Consider the following 21,117-nt stretch of genomic DNA (forward strand, 5'->3'; position numbering starts at 1 on the left):
TTGCCGCCAAACTACCCGTTCAATCCCCGAAATCGAAGGTCAGTTCATCGTCGTCGCCATCGAACAGCCTATCGTAACTGTCATCGACCGGTGCCGGCTGAAAGCGGGCCTGGAATTCGGCACGTTCCGCCAGCTTGTCGACCTGGGTCGTGGAGAAAAGCTGGCCGAAGGCCAGGGCCAGCGCGCCCTGCTTGCGTAGCGCGGCAAACGCGTCGGGCGGCAAGGCATTCAAGGCTTTTTCATCGATATAATGCAGCCCCTCCACCTTGTAGGGCGCATGGCCTTCTCCCCGCTCGATCTGCAAGGCCCAGGGTTTGATCAGTCCAGCCTCCTGCAGCAGGCGCGTGGCCTGCCGGGTGGTCTGGTGCTGCCGCTCGCGCTGCTGCAGGAAGTTCATCGTCTGCCGTACCCGGCCTGCCAGCTCACCGCCTTCGTCGAATAACGGTTCGCCCTGGCCGCCGTCGGTCATGCTGCCCCGTTCGAGACACAACACCTGCTTATCGCCACCCGCCATCTTCAGGTCGAAGGGATAACCCCGCAACGAGGCCGGCACGTAATCCGCCAGCCAGCGCCCATCGGGATGCAGGTAGAGATTCTGCTCGTTGCTCAAGCCCAACAACGCCACGGCTTCGAAACCGTCGCCCTGTTCGATGAATCCCAGCAGGTAATACGGCAACAGCCGGCTGATCTCCGCAATCAGGATCGACGCGACCGGCTGCCCGGCCGTGAAGGAATAGCGCTCTCTCGGCAGCCAGCCGTTATCGGCGTGGTGCTTGCGGGAGACGGCTACATAGTCGCTCATGGATACTCCGTAATCGAAAAAACACTCGGTCGCCTGCTTTCGGCCTGGCTCGAAGCGATCGATGCCAGCCAGTGCCGCCCGATCGGCGCCTGGCGATACGCCGACCGGCGACTCGGCGGAACAGTCTACCATGCGACCGAGCGCCCCCACTTCGGGCGCCGCCAGACTCTCCTCGAGATGCCAGCGCCAACCGGTAACGACATCAGTCGGCCCGCCGGCCAGCAGAGCAGGCATGGGTAAAGCGATATCACCTAGCGACGTTCAGCAAGATGCAAACAAAAACCCTCGACCTTGGTCGAGGGTTTTGCTGGCGAAACCGAAGCCTGCCACGAAACGATACATCGAATGCCGGGCGGGTATCCGTCTCGGTCGAACATGTCCGGGCTCGTCGCTACCAGTTGCTTCCAACGCCCAGATTGCCACCGCCCCGCCCGGCTACAGCGCAAAGGCCGTTACAACGGGCTTTGCGCTTGCCTTGGCTCAATACCCGATGGACAGCGAGTCTCCGAACAGCGCGGACAGTTCGCTGCCGGTAACGCCGGTCACTGCGACACTGCCACCCGCCGGGACCACGCTTGCCTCGTTGGCGGAGAGGCCCAGCTCCGTGACGTCGAGTCCGGCGGCGTACTGATCCGTCAGGGTCAACGAGCCGCCCGTGGCGAAAGCGATTTCTAGGTCGAGGCCGGGCTCGCCGGCAGCCAGGCTGCCGTTATCGATGAAGCGTAGCGAGTCGATCGATGCCGCCAGTGCGTCGATATCCGCCACGTTGATGAAGTTCAGCTCATCGGCCCCACCATGGGAGAGTTCGAAGCCGACCAGCGTATCCGCCCCGCCCGAGCCGACCGCATAGGTGAAGATGTCGTTCCCCGCCCCCGCCGTCACGCTGTCTTCTCCCGCGCCGCCCACGATCCAGTAATAGCCATCGGCCCCGGTAAGGACGGTATTGCCCGCATCGCTGAGACGATACTCCTCCACGTAGTCGTAGCTGACATCGGCATCCGTCAGATCGATCGTGCCGCCTGCGGTGAAGAATATCGTCTCGTGCCCCGGCGTTCCCGCCCGGCCGGCGTTGAGGGAATCGAAAAGCGCCAACTGGCTCGGCGTCATGGCGACGCTGGCGGCATCCGCGATATCCAGATGCCTTGCGCCCGTCAGCGGCATCTCGCTGATATCCGCCCCGTTGCCCAGTCGCAACCAGCCGCCCGCGTCGAATGTCACATCCTGCCCCGAGGTCTCCGGGAAAGCCGGGAGTTCGCCATTGCCATCGGCCGGGCCTGAATCACCACCTTGCGACGGCGTCAGCGATTCGGCGGTGATCCGGGCGAGAGTCGCCTGGGCCGCGGCCAGCCCAGGCGCCGTGGAATATGCCTCGACCGCCTCCGGGGTGGATAGCGTGGCGGTGAACGCATCGGCCGCCTCGACACGCGCATCGAGCACATCGCGGTCCTCGCCCTGCGCGGCGTTGGCGACGGTCAGCGCGATTTCCGCCAGGCTTTTCTCACCGCGAGCCAATACACCGACGTAGTAGTCACGGCCTTCTTCATCCGCCGCTCGGCCGAACAGCTGCTCATAGAGAGTCTCGATGCGTTGTGCATCGTCCATGTCACCGAAGCGGTTCAGATACTCCTGAGACTGCCCGAACGCGTTGATCATGGCATTCAGATCGCCGCCGTTGGCGTCCAGCCGCGTGGCCCAATAGTCCCGGCCGCCGGGTTCGGCGGGCCGGCCATAATAGGCCACATAAAGCGCCTGAACCTGCTCGAGCGAAGTGGAGGTCGGCATCGCGGTTCCCTTTTTTCAGTCATGGATAGAATCATTACATCGGCGCCGCGCGGGCAGAACTTTACAGTGGCGGTATCGAGGAGGATGACGGCGATGACCGTAGACGGGTGGGTGCCCGATTTGCCTCGATTGGCGATCAGGCCAATGGGGTGCAGTGACGAGCCCAATCATGACCGTTTGCCCCAGAGAGGGCTGGATGGCACGGATTCGAGCGGGGAAATGAGCAGGCAACAAAAAACCCCCGGCCGAGGCCGGGGGTTTGGTCACGATTAACGTTGCCGTTAAATCGCGGTGCCGTTAGGCGATGGAGATGTAGCCGTTTTCCAGCTGCAGATCTTCTGCATTGACGCCGGTCAGAGTGACGGTAGTACCGTCGAAACCGTTCTCGGCGCTACCGGCGAAGGCCTTGTTCTCGAAGGAAAGAACAGCACCGTCATCGCCTTGCTGGAAGAAGACTTCCAGCGTGTTGACGTCGCCCTGGTCAGTGGAGTTCAGCGTGTCGCCAGAATCCAGATCCAGATTGACGGCCGTGAAGCTGTTGCCAACGTAGATCTGGTCTTCGCCACCGAAATCGGTAGTGACACCAATGGTCTGCGTGTCAGCTGCGTCGGCATCGAAGATGAACAGGTCGTTGCCATCAGTAGCGTCAGCCGTGGCTGTATCTGCATCTGTATCAACAGAAAACTCGGCAAGCTTGACATCCTGCTCTTCGATGGCGTCTTTTGCATCATCAACTGCATCGTTCAGATCGTCGACCTGATCCTGCAGACCGGTCAGCTCCTGATAGTCGGCAACGGCTTCGTCGAAGTTGTCGACTGCAGTTTGGGCATTTACAAATGCGCCCGCATCGGAACCGTTATTGAAGGTGAAGCCAACTTCGAATTCACCGTTCTCATCTGCGTCATTATCACCATCACCGGTAATAGTAATGCCGTTCTCATCAGTGCTGTCGTCAAGAGTCTCGACTCGATCGATTGCACCATTGAGTGCGGTCAGGCTCTTGTCCGTTGCCTGCTCAGCATCGTACTGCGCCTGGGCGTCAGAGATCAGCGCATCGAGACCTTCATAGTCGGAAGCCTGAAAGTCTTCAGCCAAAACCACTTCGCCAGAAGCATTAACTTCCAGGAAGCTTACAGGTGTAGGCGTGCCTCCATCGTCCTGCTCAATAGTAAACAGAACGTTGTCATCGGCATTGGTGTCTTCTGCGAACGTGTCGTCGCTGTTAAGCGCTCCAAACTTCGCGAATTCACCACCCAGCTCTTCGGATGTTTCAGCCTGTGCATTCAGAGCAGTCTCGTAGCGAGTACCGGCAGCCAGCATGGAGCTGATGGCAGCTTGCAGACCGTTGGTTTCGGAGATGGCTTCCTGAGCATCCGCCAAGTCTGCTGCCTGCTCTTCTTTAACAGCAGCAATCTGCGCCTGAGCAACAGAAGCGTTGGAGTTCAGGGTCAGCGCTACTTCGGCATCGCTGTCATCAAAGTAAGAGCCGTTGCTTTCGACTTTGCCTGCAGCTGTTGAAATGGCACTTGTCAGCGCACCGCTGATATCGCCGTCGGTCGCATCTTCAACATCGACAGTCAGCTCGTCTGCAACTGTCTCGTTGGCGGCAACGGTGTCCTGCAGGTAGTCGGAAAGCGCTTCCTGTGCGTCCTGATAGTCTTCGATAGCCGGCGTCAGCTCGGGGGTGTACAGGCCGCCTTCGGCGCTGTCGACGACGTCCTTGCCGGCAACGACGTCGTAGTCGTCGGCAGAGCCGTAAGTCTCGGTGTAGTCGGCAGCCGCTTCGACCTTGGCGTTGAACTCGTTCATGTCAACGCCGCTGGCAGCGTTGAGGATAGTCGTGGCGATCTCGGCCAGTGTCTTGTCGCCGGATTCCAGAACGCCGGTGTAGTAGGTCAGACCTTCCGGATCGGCATGACGGCCGAACATCTGCTGGTAAAGGTTATCCACCAGCGTGGCGTTGCCCTGACCTTCGGACAGTTCGTCGTACTCGGCGGAGTTGCCGAACGCGTTGATGATCGCGCCTTCGCCTTCGTCGTCGAGACGGTCAGCCCAGTACTCCTGGCCTTCCTGGTCGGCCGGACGGCCGTAGTAAGCGACGTAGAGTTCTTGTACGCGATCCAAAGAAGCTTGTGTTGCCATGGGACTATAGTCTCCTAACGTTTGCAAAGTTGGCGGCCTAGTAACGCCAACCGTTCACACTGCTTGAGCGCTCGAGCTCTGCTCAGTGAGCCACACCCATATCAGTGATCGCTTTTATATCGTGCCAACCATGTTCCTCGGGATCGGTCACCACATTAACCACCGTTACGGATGCGGATACCGGCTAATGTAATGATCCGACTGGCATCAAGTCAACGAATGATCCCGACGAACAATCGACAGATTCCCTTTCTTTTCATGGCATGCCAATGGCCGACCTTGCGATGCCATTGGGGCCACCCCGCCGCACCATTGGCTTGCCACTTACCCTGAGACTAGCTGATATCACGGCTCATGGCGAGAGTGAGCGCTTACTTTTCTGAAACTTTCGACTGACTGGCGTAAGCGTCTGATCTCGTTGAGAAAGCCTTCGCTCTATCGATCTATAGCATAGTGCATGTGTGCTTTTATTTCAGCGCCGGGATGAGAAATTCCCTTCCCGTATTAATTTTTGTTTCCCTCACCCCTGAATTCCCGTGGGCCGCAAAGGAAGCGCTCACTTACCTCCCTAAGGATCGCAGGGGGTTCGCTGAAAGCGTCGTACTACGATGGCTACTTTAGTTGTAGGAAATATCCTACACGAGCCTTTGCCGCCCCCAAAAGCACCAAGGAATTCGCGGTTTTTCCGCATCATGTAAACGGTGATAACGCGTTGTTTACAGGCCAATAAACGCTTTATAAACGCGTGGCGCCAGCGGGCGAGCGGTGTAGGAAAATGCCGCAGCCAGGCGCTCCGAGCCGAGATAAAAAAGGCGCCGGGGAAGGCGCCTCGAAAAGCCGATATGCCGATATGGGGTGGCCGGGTGGTCTGTCGCTCAGGCGAGGCCCGCGAGCGGGCGAACCGCCGAGCCCCAGGCGAAGTGGCGTTCGGTGCGCTCGCGGGCGCGGGCGACCCACGCCTGGCGGGTGTCGTCGTCGCTGGCGAGCAGCGCTTCGAAGGTGCGGGGGAAGGCGTCGAGTTCGGCCAGCCAGACGGCATCGGCGGGGAATTCCAGCCCGCGGTTGCCGAACGGCGTGGTGAGCACCGGCACGCCGCTGGCGGTGTAGTCGAGCATCTTGAGATTGCTGCCGGAACCGCTGGTCATGGGGTTCAGCGCGACATCGACACTGGCCAGCAGCACGCGCAGTTCGGCATCGCTGACCCGGCCCAGCGCACGCACGTTGGGCGGCAGATGGCGAAAGCCGGGGTGTTCGCAGAGGCTGCCGGCGAGATAGAAGACCGCCCCGGGGTGGGCCGGCGCCAGCCGCCGGCAGATGAACTCCGCCGCCTGCAGATTGGGGCCGTGCCAGCTACCCAGAAACAGCGCCACCGGCTGGTGCTGGTCGAGCCGCGTCTGCCAGCGCCGCCGCGTTGGCATATCGATCATCGGCAGCGCCGTCAGGTCGGCGCAGTTGGGCACGACCCGGCCCTTGTCGGCGGGCAGGTCGTAGCGCTCGCGGAAGACCCGCAGGTCGCCCTCGGCGCAGGCCAGCACGTCGCGGCTCTGCCGGCAGGCGAGGCGCTCGGCCTCTTCGACCTCGGCCAGCGCGGCTTCGGCTTCGGCCACGCCATGGTTCAGGGCGTCTTCGAGAATGGCCCGCTTGAGATCGGTTTCGACGTTGTGGGATTCGTACAGCCAGGGGCCGTCGAAATGCTCGCTCAAGGCGTGAACGAGATACGGGTGGGCGCAGACGCCCAGCGTGGCGTTGGCGGCGTGGCGCTGGAGCGCACTGATGAACGCGGGGTTGTCGCGCCAGCCCTGAATGGCGGCGATATCGTCGACCGGGGCGTCGAGCGCCTGGGTCATGTCCTGCAGGCGGCGGGCCTGGGCGCGGCTGAGCGGCACGCGATGCTCGCAGACGCCGGGGGCGATGGTCTGTTCGCGCTCCGGGTCGTCGGGGCCGGTCAGCGAAAGCAGCGTGACGCGCACGCCGAGTTCGCTGGCGACATGGCGGTAGAGATGGAACATGCGGTTCTGGCCGCCGCCCATCGGCGGGTAGACCGGGAAGGTGTTGAGCACCAGCCAGTGCGCCCCGCCGCCGATGCCGGTGACGATGGGAAATTGCGGGTCGCCCTGGGCCGGGGTGTCCGCCAGCAGGTGATCGACGGTCTGGCGCCAGTTGACGTGGGCAACGCGCGTTCGCGCCTGCTCGCCCATTTGGCGGGTGCGGTCACGGTCGGCGGCCGCTTCGCTGAGCGCGTTGGCCAGCGCCTGCTCGGTGGGGGCGACGCTCCAGCCGGTCACACCGTGTTCGACGAATTCGTTGACCCCGCCGGCGTCGATGCAGGTGATCACGGCCTTGCCGGCGCCCATCGCTTCGACGGTGATCAGCCCGTAGTCCTCATCAAACGGCAAAAACGGTACGGCGAGCGCATCACGGTACTGGGCGACGATCTCGCTGTCGCGGACGAAGCCGAGAAAGCGTACCCGCGGGTCATCGCCGGCGAGCGCCTTGAGTTCGGCCTCCTGCGGGCCGGTGCCGGCGATGCGCAGTTCGATATCGGCGTCGCTGCGCAGGAAGGCGCGCAGCAGCAGATCGATCCGCTTGGGGCCGTCGAGCCGGCTGACGGTGAACAGGTAATCGTGGTTGCGGCCTTCGAACACCGGCAGATCCGAGGGGTGATGGATCACCTGCACCGGCACGCCACGCGGGAAGTAGTCGGCACGGCGGGTGACGTTGCGCGAGATGGCGGCGTAACGGCGGATCGCGCTCGGCGCCAGGGCAATGGCGTCGAGATGGTGAACGATCGAGCGGGTCAGCGGGCCGGGAAAGGCGAACAACCCGTCGCGGGCGGCTTCCGGCAGGCCGCTGCCGTGCAGCAGCGCGTGGACGAGGCCGAACAGCTCAGGCAGTTGGGCACGCTCCGGCGTGGCCTCGAGCAGTCGTTTCAGGCGCTTGAGCCGCGGGTGGTGGCGCAGCAGGCGAATGGCCTGGCGGCCCTTCTCGCCCGGCCAGGCTTCGGGCTCGAACGGCGCGTGTTCGGCCCGCTGCGGCCAGGGGTAGGTATCGTAGAGCCCGCGCAGGGTGTGTTGCAGGTACAGGTGATGATCGGGGTGCTCGACCATCCAGGCCGGGTACTTGGTGGAGATCACCCGGTCGAAATGGCTCAGATCCAGCTCGGCGAAGCGCTGGTAGCTGGCGATCAGTTCGGGAAAGTTGCGCTCGGCGCTGGGCAGCTTGATCAGTTCGAGCTGGTGGTCGCTGAGCTGGTTGGCGTGATGCTGCAGGCCCCACCAGAGCTTTTCGGCCCCGCCGACGGTAAACGGCACGCCACTGGGCGCGACGAGGGCGATCTTCATGTGCCCTCCCCGAGCAGCGTGGCAACGACCTGCGGCCAGCCGATGCCGGCGCGGTAATAGGCGGCCTGGCCGGCGCGGCCCATTTCGGCGCTGCGGGCGCGGTTGGCCCAGGCTTCGTCGATGGCGGCGGCGATCGCCTCGGGTTCGGCCGGCAAGACCCAGCCGGTTTCGTCGTGCTCGACGAATTCACGCGGGCCGCCGCTATCCTCGCAGGTGATCACCGGCTTGCCGGAGAGCATCGCTTCGAGGGTGATGTAGCCGTAATCCTCGTCTCGCGGGCCGAAGAAGACCGCCAGCGCGTGGGCGTACCAGGCGCGCTTTTCGGCTTCGCTGAAGCGCCCGGTGAGGCGCACGCGGTCCTGCAGGCGATAACGATCGATCAGCTGCTGGTAGCGTCCGCGCTGGCCGCCGTCCCCGGCGATGAGAATGCGCGCCGGGGTCTTGAGATGGCGTGCGGCTTCGATCAGCAGGTCCTGGCGCTTGAGGCTTTCGAGCCGGCTGGGGCAGAACACGTAGCCCCAGTCTTCGTCGCAGTAGAAGCGCTCGGCGTCGAACGGCGGGTGATACAGCGGCGTGGCGGCAAGGTCGTTGTAGTGCGCCAGACGCTCGGCGACCCGCCGCGAGTTGGCGAACAGCCGGCTGGCGCGGGCCAGATGACGGTTGTCGTAGGCGTGAATGGCGTCGCGCAGCTCGCGCTGGGCGGCGGTGGCCTGCTCGTCTTTCCCCTGCTCGTCTTTCCCCTGCTCGTCTTCCCAGAGCTCATAGACGGCGCGGTGCTGGTGCATCACCCACACGACATGATCCGGGTGCTGCACGCCGTAGCCGGGAAACTGCAGGCTGATCACCTTGTCGATGGCGACGCCGTTGGGGGCGGTGAAATCCAGCGTCTCGGCGTAATCCATGGCGTTGCGGATATCGGATTCGGGCTGGAAGCGGAACGGCAGCCTGAGCAGCTCGACCTCGTGGCCGTGCTGGCGCAGTGCGCGGGTCACGCCTTCGATGTGGTAGTCGGCGCCCCCGCGCATGAACGGAACGAGATTGGCGGTTACCAGCACTTTCACGGTTGCGTCCCCCCGCTTGACGTGTCGTCGGTCGGGGTGTCGTCGGCGCGGCTTGCGGCCCGAAGCGCTCGGGTATCGGCCGGTGCGGCCTTGCGGCCCACGACGGCGAAGTCCTGAGGCCCGCACAGGTGGCCGTTGACGCGCTCGGTGAGCGGGTCGTCGCCCGGCACCTTGGCTTCTTCCGGGTAGGGGTTGAAGCGGCGCACCTCGACATCGGCAAAGCCCAGGTAGCGCAGCAGGAACGTCATTGCCGTGGGGGTCAGCGGGTTGCGGTGCGTGGGGTCGTGATAGAAGGTGTGGCTGCCCACCAGCACGTTTTCGGGGTTGGGCGTCTCGAGGATCAGCACGCCACCGGGGGCGAGCACGCGATGCGCTTCGTCGACCATGGTGTAGAGCACGTCGAACGGCAGGTGTTCGGCAAGATGGAAGGCGCTGATCAGCGCGTGGGTGTCTTCGCCCTGCTTCTGCAACGCCTGGATGACGTCGCCGTGCTCGACCTCGAAACCGGCGTCGCGGCAGTGGTCGATCATGGCGATGTTGAGATCGACGCCGTGGGAGCTGAAACCCTGCTCGGCGAGCAACTGGAGCCATTCGCCGCGCCCGCAACCCAGATCCAGCGCGCGGTTGCCGGCTTCCAGCGCCTGTTCCCATTGCGGCTGGTACTGGCGCAGGTGGGTGTAGATCGCCGCTTCGCTACCGCGACAGGCATCTTCGAAGGCGAGGTAGTAGGCGTCCATCAGGTCCTGGTCGAGCAGTTTGCCCGCTTGCGCCGTGGGCGCTGGCGCGGGGGGCTCGACAAGCCGCTCCACGGCGCGCCGATGCTGCTGCAAGGCGCTCCATAGCGCCGGCTGGTGGCGTTCGATCTCGTCGATCTGTCGGTCGTGCCGGGCGCTGCGTTCGTCGAGCGCGCTGCCGGCGTGCTGCTGGCGCTGCAGCTCGCCGTCGAGCTCGATCAGCACATCGCGCACCAGGGTGTCGCGACGCTCGGCGCGATCCTCCAGCGAGGCGATGCGCTCCAGCAGTTGCATGCGCGGGCGCAGGGCGATCGAGGCCAGCCGGTAGGCGAAGCGCATCGGCGGACGCAGCACGCGGCCCAGCGGCCCCAGGCGTCCGGCCAGCCGCAATGGCAGCGTGAGCAGGCCACGCCGCGGTATGGTCACGCCGTGGCGAGCCAGATAATCACGCGCCTCGTCGGCACACAGCAGTTCGGCAAGCACGTACAAGCGCCCGGCACGGGGCAGCACGCCGAGATAATGGCTGAGCCCGTCCTGGTCGGCGTCGCGGCCCATCAGGGTGCGATAGACGCGCTGCAGGAAGACTTCATCGCCGTAGCGGGCGGCAACGAGCTCTTCGAGGCGCGGCCGGCACGGGTCGCTGACGCGCAACGGGTCGACGGAGTCGTCGAGCAGTTCGGCAAAACGCTCGCGATAGGCGAACGGCGGCGGCTCGGTGGTGGTTTCGTCGGCCTCGATCTGGCGGGCCACGGCTTTGAGACGGCCGATCAGGCTGTCGATGGAATCGAAAGTCTGGGTCATGACTGGCTTTCCTGGCGTTCGGTCGGCTGGCCTGCCTGCGGTGCGGCGGCGACCGGGGTCATCTGGATATCAGTGGGGAGGCGGCAGATACCGGAAAAGAGATGCTGCTTGAAACCGGCCACTTCGAATTGCAGGTAACTATCGCACCACCAGTAGCAGTCATCGAGGTGATGTTCGCGACTGTGCAGCGCCACGGTCACCGTGTACTTGCCGGGGGCGATGTTGGCGTCGAGTTTCAGCCGGGCCTGCTGGCGCTCGCCCGCCTGGAGGCTGACCGTCTGGCCGAGCTGGAAGGTGTTGACGCCGAAGATGTCCTGCCCGAATCGATCGCGGATCAATACGCCGAGAGTGACGTCTTCGACCGCCTCGCGGGCTTCCAGCGTGAGGTCCAGTTCGAGCCGCTCGCCACTGGCCAGCGTCGTGCTGAGGCTGTTTTCGCCCCACAGCGAGCCGTCGATCACGCTGATCTCGCCGCTGCCGTAGGAACGGTCGTTTCGCTGCTGGTGGCGCCCTTCTTCCTCTTCGGCCTGGCGCGCCATGATGCGGTTGTAGAGATTGACGGCATCGTCGGCGTTGCCGTTGTAGGCCAGTTGCCCGCCTTCGATGACCAGGGCGCGGTCGCAGAGCATCTTGACGGCGTTGAGGTCGTGCGAGACGAACAGGATCGAGCCGCCGCTTTCCTTGAATTCACGGATGCGCTTCATGCATTTCTGCTGAAAGTAGCCATCGCCCACGGAGAGCGCCTCGTCGACCAGAAAGCAGCGCGGGTCGGCATGAATGGCGATGGAGAAAGCCAGACGCATCGACATGCCGGACGAGTAGGTTCGCAGCGGTTCGTCGATGTAGCCGCCGAGCTCGGAGAATTCGACGATGGTGTCGCGCTTGGCGTCGATCTCTTCATGACTCATGCCCAGCATCAGGCCGTTGGCGGTGATGTTCTGCAGGCCGGTAAGCTCCGGGTTGAAGCCGGTGCCGAGCTCGAGCAGGCCGGTGACTCGGCCGTCGATATGGATCGTGCCGCTGTCCGGCAGCAACACGCCGGTGAGCAGCTTGAGCAGGGTCGATTTGCCGGCACCGTTACGCCCCAGCACGCCGAGCACTTCGCCGGGCGCGACCTGGAAGCTGATGTCCTGCAGGGCAGGATAGCTGGTATGCCGGCACTTGCCGGTCACCGCTTCGAAAAGGCGGTCGAGCGGGCGGTGAAAGAGCTTGAAGGTCTTGCTGAGTCCCTGGATTTCGATCATGGCTCTCTCCCTACGCTTAGCCTGAAAAATGTCTGCGCTCACTCATACGGCGTTAAAAATCAGCTCAAAATGCTCATTTACCCCATGTAAACTCCTCTTTCTCGCTGATTTTTGCCTTGTCTGAGCATCGCTCGCCTAATTTTCGGACGAAGCTAGAGGCAGTCGCGAAGGTCGCGTTCGGTCCGACCCAGCAACCATAAAGACAGGCACAGTATCAGCACGGTGACAGCGGTAAAGATGCCGAGTGGCAACAGCTCGGGCAAGCGCTGGTACATGATCAGGTCGCGGTAGGCGTTGACCAGCGTGAAGAACGGATTGAGCTGCATCCAGCCCAGCACCCAGGGGGGCAGGATCTGGGTGACGTAGACGATCGGGGTGACCCAGAACCAGACCTGAAGCACCACGGCGACGACCTCTTTGATGTCCTTGAGGTAGACGGCCATGATCGCCAGGCTCAGGCCGACGGCATAGACGCTCAGGCACTGCAGGCCATAGACGATCGGCACCCCGATCCAGTAGGCGGATAGTGGGAAGTCGATCAACAGCAAAAAGCCGATGAAGAACCCCATGCTGATGAGGTAGACGATGGTTTCGGCGAGCAGTACCGACAGCGGCAACGCCAGCAGCGATACGTTGACCTTGGTGACCAGATGGCTCTGGTCCTTGTAGAGGTTGGTGATGCGGCCAAGGCTGTTGGCGAAAGCTGTCCAGGCGAGCACACCGCAGATCAGGTAGATGCTGTAGGAGTATTGGTCGATTTCGGCGCCGAAGCCTTCCAGCTTGGCGCCCATGATCCGCGAGAAGACGAGCACGAAGACCAGGATATTGACCAGCGGCGCGATGAAGGTCCATGTGGCCCCGAGCAGTGAGCCGGAGTGGCGCTCGATGAGGTCTTGCCGGGTCAAATGCAGAATGACCGGCAGGCTGGCGCGGATGGCGCGAAGGTGTTGTCGCATGGAAACGTATCGCTAATTAAAGGGTGGCTAGTTAACGCATGGCTGCCAGGAACGAAGCTTCCAGGGCACCGACGGATTTCTGCCAGGTATAGGATCGGGCGCGTCGTCGCCCTGCTTCCCGTAGTTGCTGGGCCAGAGCGGTGTCGTCCTGCAACCGGATCAGGGCGTCGCGGATCGCTTCGGCATCGTCTGCGCCCACCTTGAGCGCGGCATCGCCGGCCACTTCGCGCGTGGCTGTCTGATCCGCCGTGATGACCGGCACGCCGGCGGCCATGGCTTCGATCACCGGCATGCCGAAGCCTTCGTAGCGCGAGACATAGGCGAAGAGCGTGGCGTTGGCATAGAGCGCCGGCAGGTCCCGGTCGCTGACATAACCGAGCCGACGAACCCGCCCTTCCTCCAGCGCTCGCGTGGCGCCCTCGGGTAACGATTCATCACCCCAGCCGGCGATGCCGACGACCAGCAACGGGCAGTCGCGCTGCCGCTCGAGGGGCAGGCTTAAAAAGGCACGCAGCAATGTCGCCAGGTTCTTGCGCGGTTCGAGCGTGCCGACGCTCAGGCAATAGCGGGCCGGCAGCGCATGAAGCTCGCGAACGCGCTCCCGCTGGGCCGGATCGACCTCGAAAAACCGCGCGGCCACGCCGGGCGGTACGAGATCGATCCGCTCGGGTGCGACATCGAACAGCTCGGTCACTTCGTTGGCGGTGAACTGCGAGACCACGTTGATCCGCGTTGCCTGGGCGATGCTCTGCGCCAGATAGCGATTGAAAAAGGCAACTCGCTCCCTGGGATGGTACTCGGGGAATCGACAGTGCGACAGATCGTGAAGCGTGACGACGCTACGCCCTGGCCAGGGCAGCCGAATGAAATTCGGCTCCCAGTAGAGCGTGTCTTGCATGTCGCGACTGAGCGCAGCATGCAGACGCAGTCGCTGCGCGAAGGCCTGGCGATAGACGAACCGGGTAGCCGGATTGCGCAGATACCGCCTGGCGAAGCGCCAGGCACGGGCGCGGGCGCCATGGGTCGTGGCAGCGTACGTGGTGCGGGCAGTGTGGGTGGCATGGACAGCGGCCGCTTTATCGGCGCCCTGCGAGGCACCGGCACCCACCAGCAACGGGTGATCGGCCGTGACGGTGTTCAGACGCAGCCCGGCCAGGCCGAGCACGGAGGAAACACCGTCTGGCGAGTGCTGCCGGTCCACCAGTTCGCGGGTGAGCTCCCGCGTGTAATGGCCGATACCCGTCAACGGGCTCAGCAAGGGCTGCAGATTGACGATGACTTGCATGGGCTACTCAGTCATTGGGTACAAGCGCCGGCATGCAGCCAGCCAACTGCTGATGGAGATGTTCGAAGAAAGCATCGTGCCGGAATTGCCGAGCTTGAGTCAGGCAATCCATGGGGTCGAACGTGCGCGCTTCGAAACGCTCGAGCGCCGCCAACAGGCTGGGTATGCTCTGCTCCTGGAAGAAACATCCCGTGGCATGGATGTCGCCCTCTTCCCCCCGCACCGTTTCCCGTGCCCCGCCATTGCCGTAGGCGACGACCGGCGTGCCGCACGCCTGCGCTTCCAGCGGTGCGATACCGAAATCCTCGTCGGCGGCAAAGACGAACGCTCGCGCGTGCGAAAGCCGATGTTGCAGATCGGCGATGGGGACGTAACCCAGAATCTCGATATTCCCGGCCCCTTGCGCCAACTGCTCCAGCCGCTTTCGCTCGGGGCCGTCGCCGATCACGACCAGCCGCCTCTGCGGTGTTTCGCGGAAGGCTTCAATGATCAGGTCGATACGCTTGTAGGGGACCATTCGCGATGCGGTCAGGTAATAGTCTTCCCGCGGGCCGGGGTTGAACTGGAAGGCATCCAGGTCGACCGGCGGGGGTACGACGGCTGCCGAACGCCGGTAGTACTTGGCAATGCGGCGCGCGACGTTGTGCGAATTGGCGATGAACAGGTCGACCTGGCCGGCGGTCACGTAGTCCCACTGGCGCAGGCGATGCAACGTGTAGCGCATGCACCATTCCAGCGGGGCGAACTTGATTCCCGCATCGGCCAGGTAGGCCTCTTTCATCTCCCATACGTAGCGCATCGGCGTATGGCAGTAACAGACATGCACCTGGCCGGAATGCGTCATGACACCCTTGGCCACGGCATGACTGGACGAGATGACCAGATCGAAGTCACGCAGGTCCAGCTGTTCGATGGCGTAGGGCATCAGCGGCAGATAGCGCCGGTAATGACGCCGCGCAAACGGCAGGCGCTGAATCAGACTGGAATGGACGCGGTGACGTCCAATCCGTTCGCGTATCGATTCAGGCATGAAGTCGACGACAGTGAATATCTCGGCCTGGGGAAAGGCATCGAGCAGCGCGTCGAGCACCTTTTCGGCCCCGCCGCGCGCGACCAGCCAGTCGTGAACGATTGCCACGCGCATCGACGCTGTCGATTGGCGCAAGGATTCGAGCGAATTCACTACCGTCGTTTCGTGAGCCTCTTGGGGATCTATCGCCACGTCATGCATTCGCATCGGCAGCTTGAGTCTCTACGCGGCCGTACACGTCGTCGAAACGGACGATGTCGTCTTCTCCCAGGTAGCTGCCCGTTTGAACCTCTATCAGCCGCAGCGGGATCTTGCCGGGGTTTTCCAGCCGATGCACGGTGCCCAGCGAGATATAGGTCGACTCATCTTCGGAGAGCAGAAAGTCCTTCAGCGTGTCGCTGCCGTCTTCGCCCTGGGTAACACGGGCGGTGCCCTGGACGACGATCCAGTGTTCGGCACGGTGGTGGTGCATCTGCAGCGATAGCGTCTGGCCCGGGTTGACGACGATCTCCTTCACCTGGAAACCTTCGCTGATCACCATGGTGCGATAGTGCCCCCAGGGCCGATAGACGCGCTTGTGGCTCTGGCATTCGCTACGCTTGCGGGCCTTGAGCACGTTGACGATCTGCTTGGTGTCCTGGGCGTGGTCGCGATCGGCGACCAGGACGGCGTCATCCGTCTCGACGATGATCAGGTTGCTTACGCCGACAGCGGCGACCAGTCGCGATTCGCTGCGCACGAAGTTGTCGTGCGAGTCATGCAGCAGCACGTCTCCCTGGATCGCGTTACCTTCGGCTCCGGCATGTCGCGCCTTGAGGTCGTAGAGGGCATCCCAGGCGCCGATATCGTTCCAGCCCGGATCCATGGGGATGACGGCCGCGTGCTGGGTATGCTCCATGACCGCGTAGTCGATGGAGTCGCTGCGGCATTTGCCAAAGGCGTCGTTATCGACACGCAGGAAGTCGAGATCCTCGCGGCGGTTATGATAGGCAGTTTCACAGGACTGCAGGATGTCTGCCGCGTGCTCGGCGAGTTCGGCCAGGTATTGCCGCGCCCGGAACAGGAAAATACCGCTGTTCCATAGGTAGTCGCCGCTATCCAGGTATTGCTGGGCACGCTCCGCATCCGGCTTCTCGACGAACGCGGAGACAGTAAAGCCGGCGCCCTGCTGCTCACCCTTGCGGATATAGCCATAACCGGTATTGGCATTCGCCGGCTGGATACCGAAGGTCACCAGGTTGCCGCTTTCGACCATGGAAACGCCATTGGATATGGCGGCAAGAAAGGCTTCCGTCTGTTCGATGACATGGTCGGCCGGCAAGACCAGCAGTTGGGGGTCATCTTCCAGCTCGAGTGCCGCCAGAGCCGCCAGGGCCAGTGCCGGCGCCGTATTGCGGCCTTCCTTTTCGAGCAGGATATGCGCTGGCTGAACCCCAAGGCTGTTGAGTTGCTCGGCGACGAGAAAGCGATGCTGCTCGTTGCAGACGATCAATGGTTCCCGACAATCCGCAAGGCCCTGTAGGCGCAATACGGTTTCCTGCAGCAGGCTGTGGGTATCGGAGTTCAGTTTGAGAAACTGCTTGGGATAGTGCTCGCGAGAGACCGGCCACAAACGCGAGCCGGAGCCGCCGGACAAAATGACGGGTATGATCATGAAAACTCCTGGATTTAGGGTTTGTCGTTGACAAATCCCCGCGTAACTGTCAGTAACAGTATCTTGAGATCGAATCCCAACGACCAGTTGTTGATGTAATACAGGTCGTAGTCGATACGTTTTTCCATGTCGCTGACATCTTCGGTGATACCACGCAGGCCATGAACTTGCGCCCAGCCGGTCATCCCCGGCCGGACACGATGACGCTGCATGTAAGCACCGATCATATCCTTGTACAAGGCATTATGGTCCATTGCGTGTGGTCTGGGTCCGACCAGTGACATGCGCCCCTGCAATACGTTATAGAACTGCGGAAGCTCGTCAAGACTGGTTCGTCTCAGCCAATGGCCAAACCGGGTAACACGGCCGTCCTGATGCCGGACCTGGCGGTTACTGATGCCCGGCTCATGCTTGTGCATGGTGCGGAACTTGTAAATTCTGAAGCGTTTGCCATCCAGTCCGTGGCGGTGCTGTTTGAACAGTACCGGACGTCCCATTACCGCCCATACGATGATGGCTATCAGTAGCATGGCCGGTAGAAAAAGAACGAATAATAGCGTGCCCAGCAGCCGGTCTTCCATCGCCTTGACGATTCGCGCCGGTCCGTGCAGCGGGCTGTAGTTCAGGTCGATCGAGAACATGTCGGCGACCTGCGTCATGCGGTGGTTGAGAAGCCGCACGTCCGAAAGATCGGGGAAGTAGCGCACGCTGACAGGCACGGCAATGAGCTGATCGGCCAGAGCCTTGACGGTGTTGCCGTGATTCAGGGGATAGCTCAGCCATATTTCGTCGAAGGAACGGCTGAACACGGAATCCTCCACCAGCCTAAGAACCTGCTCGAGAACCTGGGCTTCATCCTCGTGCACGATCATCCGGTCGATGCGATAGCCTGCATAGGGCATTGCCGCGAGCCGTCGATGCACGTAGGCCGCATTCTCGGGCCGACCGATAAAAAGCACCGATTTGAGGTTACGCCCGTCGGCCCGTATCCGACGCAGATAGACGTACAGCAGCCCACGGGCCAGCAGCCCGATCACCAGCACGCTCAGGCAGGATAGCCCCATCCAGAGCCGCGAATAGACACCACCGCTTTGCGTGACGACCAGGAAGGCGCTGATCAGCAGCCCCGTCATTGCCCAGCTGACCAGAAAGGTGCCGAACATGCTGAATATGCTCCGCCCGCGCCACGCTTGATAAAGGCCGAGCATTTCGCCGACTGTCGGCAAGAGCAAGGCGCCGGTCACGATCAGCAGCGGATATTCGATACCCTGTATGGAGTCGAGTTCGGGCAGGCACCACAAGTACAAGGCACCAACGAGCATGGCCAGCGCGGCATCGAAGCCGCGCATGACCAGACGCAACATTTCATTGCTCGTTCGCGACGCCATGCCGGTTCAACCGGTGACGCGCGATAGCAACGCCATGGTATCGACCAGATCCTGGGTGCCCAGATCGCCGACGGCTGCCTGCAGGTTGAGCCGGTCGAGCAGGTACTGGCGGACCACTTCGACGAACTGGATACGCAGGTCATACAGATCGGCGCGCGCATCGAGCACGTCGACCAGGTCGCGCAGCCCGAGCTGTTCGCCCTTCTCGGCCGCCTGCAGGAACAGGTTGCTGGATTCGATGGAGCGCTTGAGCGCTTCGATCTGGCGTTCGTCACCGCGCAGGCCACGCAAACGCTGGCGAACCTCCTGGCGTGCCAGGTTGAGCGCGTTGGTGTAACTCGCCTTGGCGGCCTGCTGGCTCAGTTCGCCCTGCCTGACGCTGGCACTGGTATAGCCACCTTCGTAGAGGGGCACGCTCAGGCGCAGGTTGGCGGAGGCGTCCTTGCTTTCACGGAAGGGGTCGTTGGAGTCGCGGTCCGAGTAGCCCACGGTGAGATCGAGCTCGGGATAGTGCCCGGCGCGCCGCACGTCGGTTTCCGCGTCGGCGACCTTCATCTGCTGCTTGCCCAGGGCGACTTCGACGTTGTTGATGGTGCGCTCGAGCCAGGGATCGGCGTCATCCCAGTCACCCGGCAGCGTCAGTTCGCCGAGGTCGCCGAGCGTGGCCCCGCTGAACCGGGGCAGCTCGCCGGTCAGGCGTTCCAGCAGGCTCAAGGCGTTGTCGAGTTCGTTCTGGGCGCTCACGGTGTCGGCGACCGCCTGGTCGAGCCGCGATTGCGCCTCGAGCAGGTCGATACGGTTGCCGACGCCCAGGTCGTAGGCGCGGCTGGCCTGTTTGACCTGTAGATTCAGCGACTCCTGCTTGGAGTCGAGCAGGCCGAGCTTGCGCGAGGCGAGAAAGGCATCGAGATACGCCTCGGCAACCTGTAGCGCCAGATCGCGCTCGCCAACAGCCACTTTCAACTCGGCGGCATCGCTCTGCGCTTCGGCCTTGCCGACCTTGCGCCAGCGTTCGAGGCTGAACAGCGACTGCGACAGCTGTACCTGCCATGTCTGATCGCGGGTCGTGCCCTGATAGCGCGCTTCGTAGTCGTCGTTGCCGCCAAGCTCGTTGTCGGGGTTATAGGACGGGTTGTCGGTGTAGTAGTTGTCCGACTCCTGATAAACGTAGCCGGCGGAGGCCTGAATCTGCGGCTTGAGCGCGGCCTGCGCCATGGGCACGTCCTGTGCAGCGGCTTCGGCCTCGAAGCGCTGGCTGGTGAGATCGGCGTCGTTCTGCAATGCCAGGGCGAACAACCGCGGCAGCGACGGCAGAGCGGCGTCCTCGTCGACCACGGGCGCAGCTTCGTTGCTCGCGACCGTCTGGCCGTTCAGCGCCGGCAGGCTGGCGTCGACTTCGTCCATCATCGAGGTCTGGGCAGCGGCCAGCGGCGAGAACAGCTGCGCTGCCAGCGCTAGACCAGGCAGTGCTAGACCAGGCAACAACAGGCCAGGCAGCGTCGTCCATAGCTTACGGTCCTGACCCATGCTCACTCCTCCCGCATGGCGCGTGCCAGCATGTCGGTGATGGGCTTGGTCATGTAGCTGGCGAAAGTGCGTTCGCCGGTCCGAATCATCACCTCGGCGGGCATGCCGGCGAGCAGTTGCATGTTCTCGGTCATCTCGCGCTTGCCGTCTTCGGTCACCTTGACCCGCGCCTTGTAGTACTTGGCGCCGGTGGCTTCGTCCTCGAACGAGTCGGCGCTGACGTTGGTCACTTCACCGTCGATGACGTTGGACAGTCGCTGGTTGAACGCGCTGAACCGGATTTCGGCGTACTGGCCGGGGTAGATGTTGTCGATGTCGCGGTCGGGAACGCGCGCTTCGACGATGAAGTCATCACCGGAGGGCACGATCTCCATGATCGGCTCGCCCGGCTTGATGACGGCGCCGACGGTATGCACTTTCAGCCCGACGACGGTGCCGGATACCGGCGCGGTCACGGTGGTTCGCTTGACCTGGTCGCTGAGTGCGGTGATGCGTTCCTCGGCATCGGCGATATTGCCCTGGGCCTCGCGCAGCTGCTCGCCGACTTCTTTCTGGAATTCCTGGATCTTGACCTGCTTCTGAACCTTGTTCTCGCTGATCTGGGACTTGAGTTCGGCGATCCTGGATCGGCTCTGGGCGATATCGCCCTTGAACTGCAGAGCCTGACGCTCCAGCTCGCGCAGGCGCTGGTTGTCGCCCAGACCTTCCTTGAACAGGGAGCGATAGTCCTGGGCTTCTTGCTGCAACGAGTTCATGCGCTCCTGATTGACGTTGATCACGTCCTGCAGGCCATCGATCTGCTCGCGCATCTGGGCCATCTGTTCGTCGAGCGCGCTGAGGGCGCCTTCGAGCGCCCCGCGACGTGCCTGGAACAGCGCCCGCTGGACGGCCAGCACTTCCTTGACCCGCTGGGCGTCGCTCTCGAGCAGTTCATCGGGAAAGGTCAGCGTGTCGGCGTCCTTCTGCTCGGCGAGCAGGCGAATTTCGGCAGCACGGTTGATCAGGTACTGGGAGCGCGAAATCGCGAGCTGCGAGCGTGCCTGGGTGTTGTCGATCACCAGCAGGGTGTCGCCGGCCTCGACGTGGTCGCCATCGTCGACGTTGATCTCGTCGACGATGCCGCCCTCGAGATGCTGAATGGTCTTCTTGAACGATTCGACCGAGACCGCACCGGGGGCCACCACCGACACCGCCAGATCGGCACTGGCCGCCCAGCCACCGAAGCCGCCGAAGGCGATCAGCAGGATCACCAGCCCGAGGCGAAGATAGCCCTTGCCGCTGGTGGGCAAGGGGCTGGCCGGTGCCGATTCGTCGGGCGTCGATTGCTTGGGCGGGGTGATATCGATACTGCGGGAATTATCGCCTGCCAT

The 21,117-nt window shown here is 62.9% G+C and carries 14 protein-coding genes; all 14 read right to left on the minus strand.

Going from position 1 to position 21,117, the window contains the following annotated elements; translation table 11 throughout:
- Positions 1 to 19 precede the first annotated feature (19 nt).
- The 14 genes from R3F72_RS00785 to R3F72_RS00850 all read right to left on the minus strand — a co-directional run bounded on the left by R3F72_RS00785 (position 20) and on the right by R3F72_RS00850 (position 21,117).
- Positions 20 to 1,036, minus strand: coding sequence for a SapC family protein (locus R3F72_RS00785; RefSeq protein WP_332778664.1), 1,017 nt, complete (start codon positions 1,034 to 1,036; stop codon positions 20 to 22).
- 246 nt (positions 1,037 to 1,282) lie between these two features.
- On the minus strand, positions 1,283 to 2,584 hold the full coding sequence (locus R3F72_RS00790) for a DUF4214 domain-containing protein (RefSeq protein WP_332778665.1): 1,302 nt from the start codon (positions 2,582 to 2,584) through the stop codon (positions 1,283 to 1,285).
- A gap of 297 nt (positions 2,585 to 2,881) precedes the next feature.
- Positions 2,882 to 4,726, minus strand: a complete 1,845-nt coding sequence (locus R3F72_RS00795) for a DUF4214 domain-containing protein (protein WP_332778666.1) — start codon at positions 4,724 to 4,726, stop codon at positions 2,882 to 2,884.
- A gap of 875 nt (positions 4,727 to 5,601) precedes the next feature.
- Positions 5,602 to 8,067: a glycosyltransferase family 4 protein gene (locus tag R3F72_RS00800; protein ID WP_332778667.1), complete on the minus strand. Its 2,466-nt coding sequence runs from the start codon at positions 8,065 to 8,067 to the stop codon at positions 5,602 to 5,604.
- Positions 8,064 to 9,128 (minus strand): glycosyltransferase family 4 protein, encoded by a 1,065-nt coding sequence (locus tag R3F72_RS00805; RefSeq protein WP_332778668.1) that lies wholly within the window; start codon positions 9,126 to 9,128, stop codon positions 8,064 to 8,066. The genes R3F72_RS00800 and R3F72_RS00805 overlap by 4 nt, the downstream gene beginning before the upstream one ends.
- Entirely contained in the window at positions 9,125 to 10,663 is a 1,539-nt protein-coding gene (locus R3F72_RS00810; protein ID WP_332778669.1) for a methyltransferase domain-containing protein, read from the minus strand. The genes R3F72_RS00805 and R3F72_RS00810 overlap by 4 nt, the downstream gene beginning before the upstream one ends.
- On the minus strand, positions 10,660 to 11,907 hold the full coding sequence (locus R3F72_RS00815) for an ABC transporter ATP-binding protein (RefSeq protein ID WP_332778670.1): 1,248 nt from the start codon (positions 11,905 to 11,907) through the stop codon (positions 10,660 to 10,662). The genes R3F72_RS00810 and R3F72_RS00815 overlap by 4 nt, the downstream gene beginning before the upstream one ends.
- Positions 11,908 to 12,059: 152 nt before the next feature.
- Complete coding sequence (locus R3F72_RS00820) at positions 12,060 to 12,863, minus strand: ABC transporter permease (protein ID WP_332778671.1); 804 nt, start codon at positions 12,861 to 12,863, stop codon at positions 12,060 to 12,062.
- 31 nt (positions 12,864 to 12,894) lie between these two features.
- The gene (locus R3F72_RS00825; RefSeq protein ID WP_332778672.1) at positions 12,895 to 14,148 is read right to left on the minus strand and encodes a glycosyltransferase family 4 protein; all 1,254 of its coding nucleotides are present in this window, start codon (positions 14,146 to 14,148) and stop codon (positions 12,895 to 12,897) included.
- 7 nt (positions 14,149 to 14,155) lie between these two features.
- The gene (locus R3F72_RS00830) at positions 14,156 to 15,292 is read right to left on the minus strand and encodes a glycosyltransferase (RefSeq protein WP_332778673.1); all 1,137 of its coding nucleotides are present in this window, start codon (positions 15,290 to 15,292) and stop codon (positions 14,156 to 14,158) included.
- 79 nt (positions 15,293 to 15,371) lie between these two features.
- Complete coding sequence (locus R3F72_RS00835; protein WP_071231598.1) at positions 15,372 to 16,832, minus strand: mannose-1-phosphate guanylyltransferase/mannose-6-phosphate isomerase; 1,461 nt, start codon at positions 16,830 to 16,832, stop codon at positions 15,372 to 15,374.
- A gap of 14 nt (positions 16,833 to 16,846) precedes the next feature.
- The gene (locus tag R3F72_RS00840; protein ID WP_332778674.1) at positions 16,847 to 18,196 is read right to left on the minus strand and encodes an undecaprenyl-phosphate glucose phosphotransferase; all 1,350 of its coding nucleotides are present in this window, start codon (positions 18,194 to 18,196) and stop codon (positions 16,847 to 16,849) included.
- 30 nt (positions 18,197 to 18,226) lie between these two features.
- Positions 18,227 to 19,747: a TolC family outer membrane protein gene (locus tag R3F72_RS00845; RefSeq protein ID WP_332778675.1), complete on the minus strand. Its 1,521-nt coding sequence runs from the start codon at positions 19,745 to 19,747 to the stop codon at positions 18,227 to 18,229.
- Positions 19,748 to 19,749: 2 nt separating this feature from the next.
- On the minus strand, positions 19,750 to 21,117 hold the full coding sequence (locus R3F72_RS00850; protein ID WP_332778676.1) for an HlyD family type I secretion periplasmic adaptor subunit: 1,368 nt from the start codon (positions 21,115 to 21,117) through the stop codon (positions 19,750 to 19,752).

Source organism: Salinicola sp. 4072, assembly GCF_036663415.1.
Taxonomy (GTDB): Bacteria; Pseudomonadota; Gammaproteobacteria; order Pseudomonadales; family Halomonadaceae; genus Salinicola; species Salinicola salarius_A.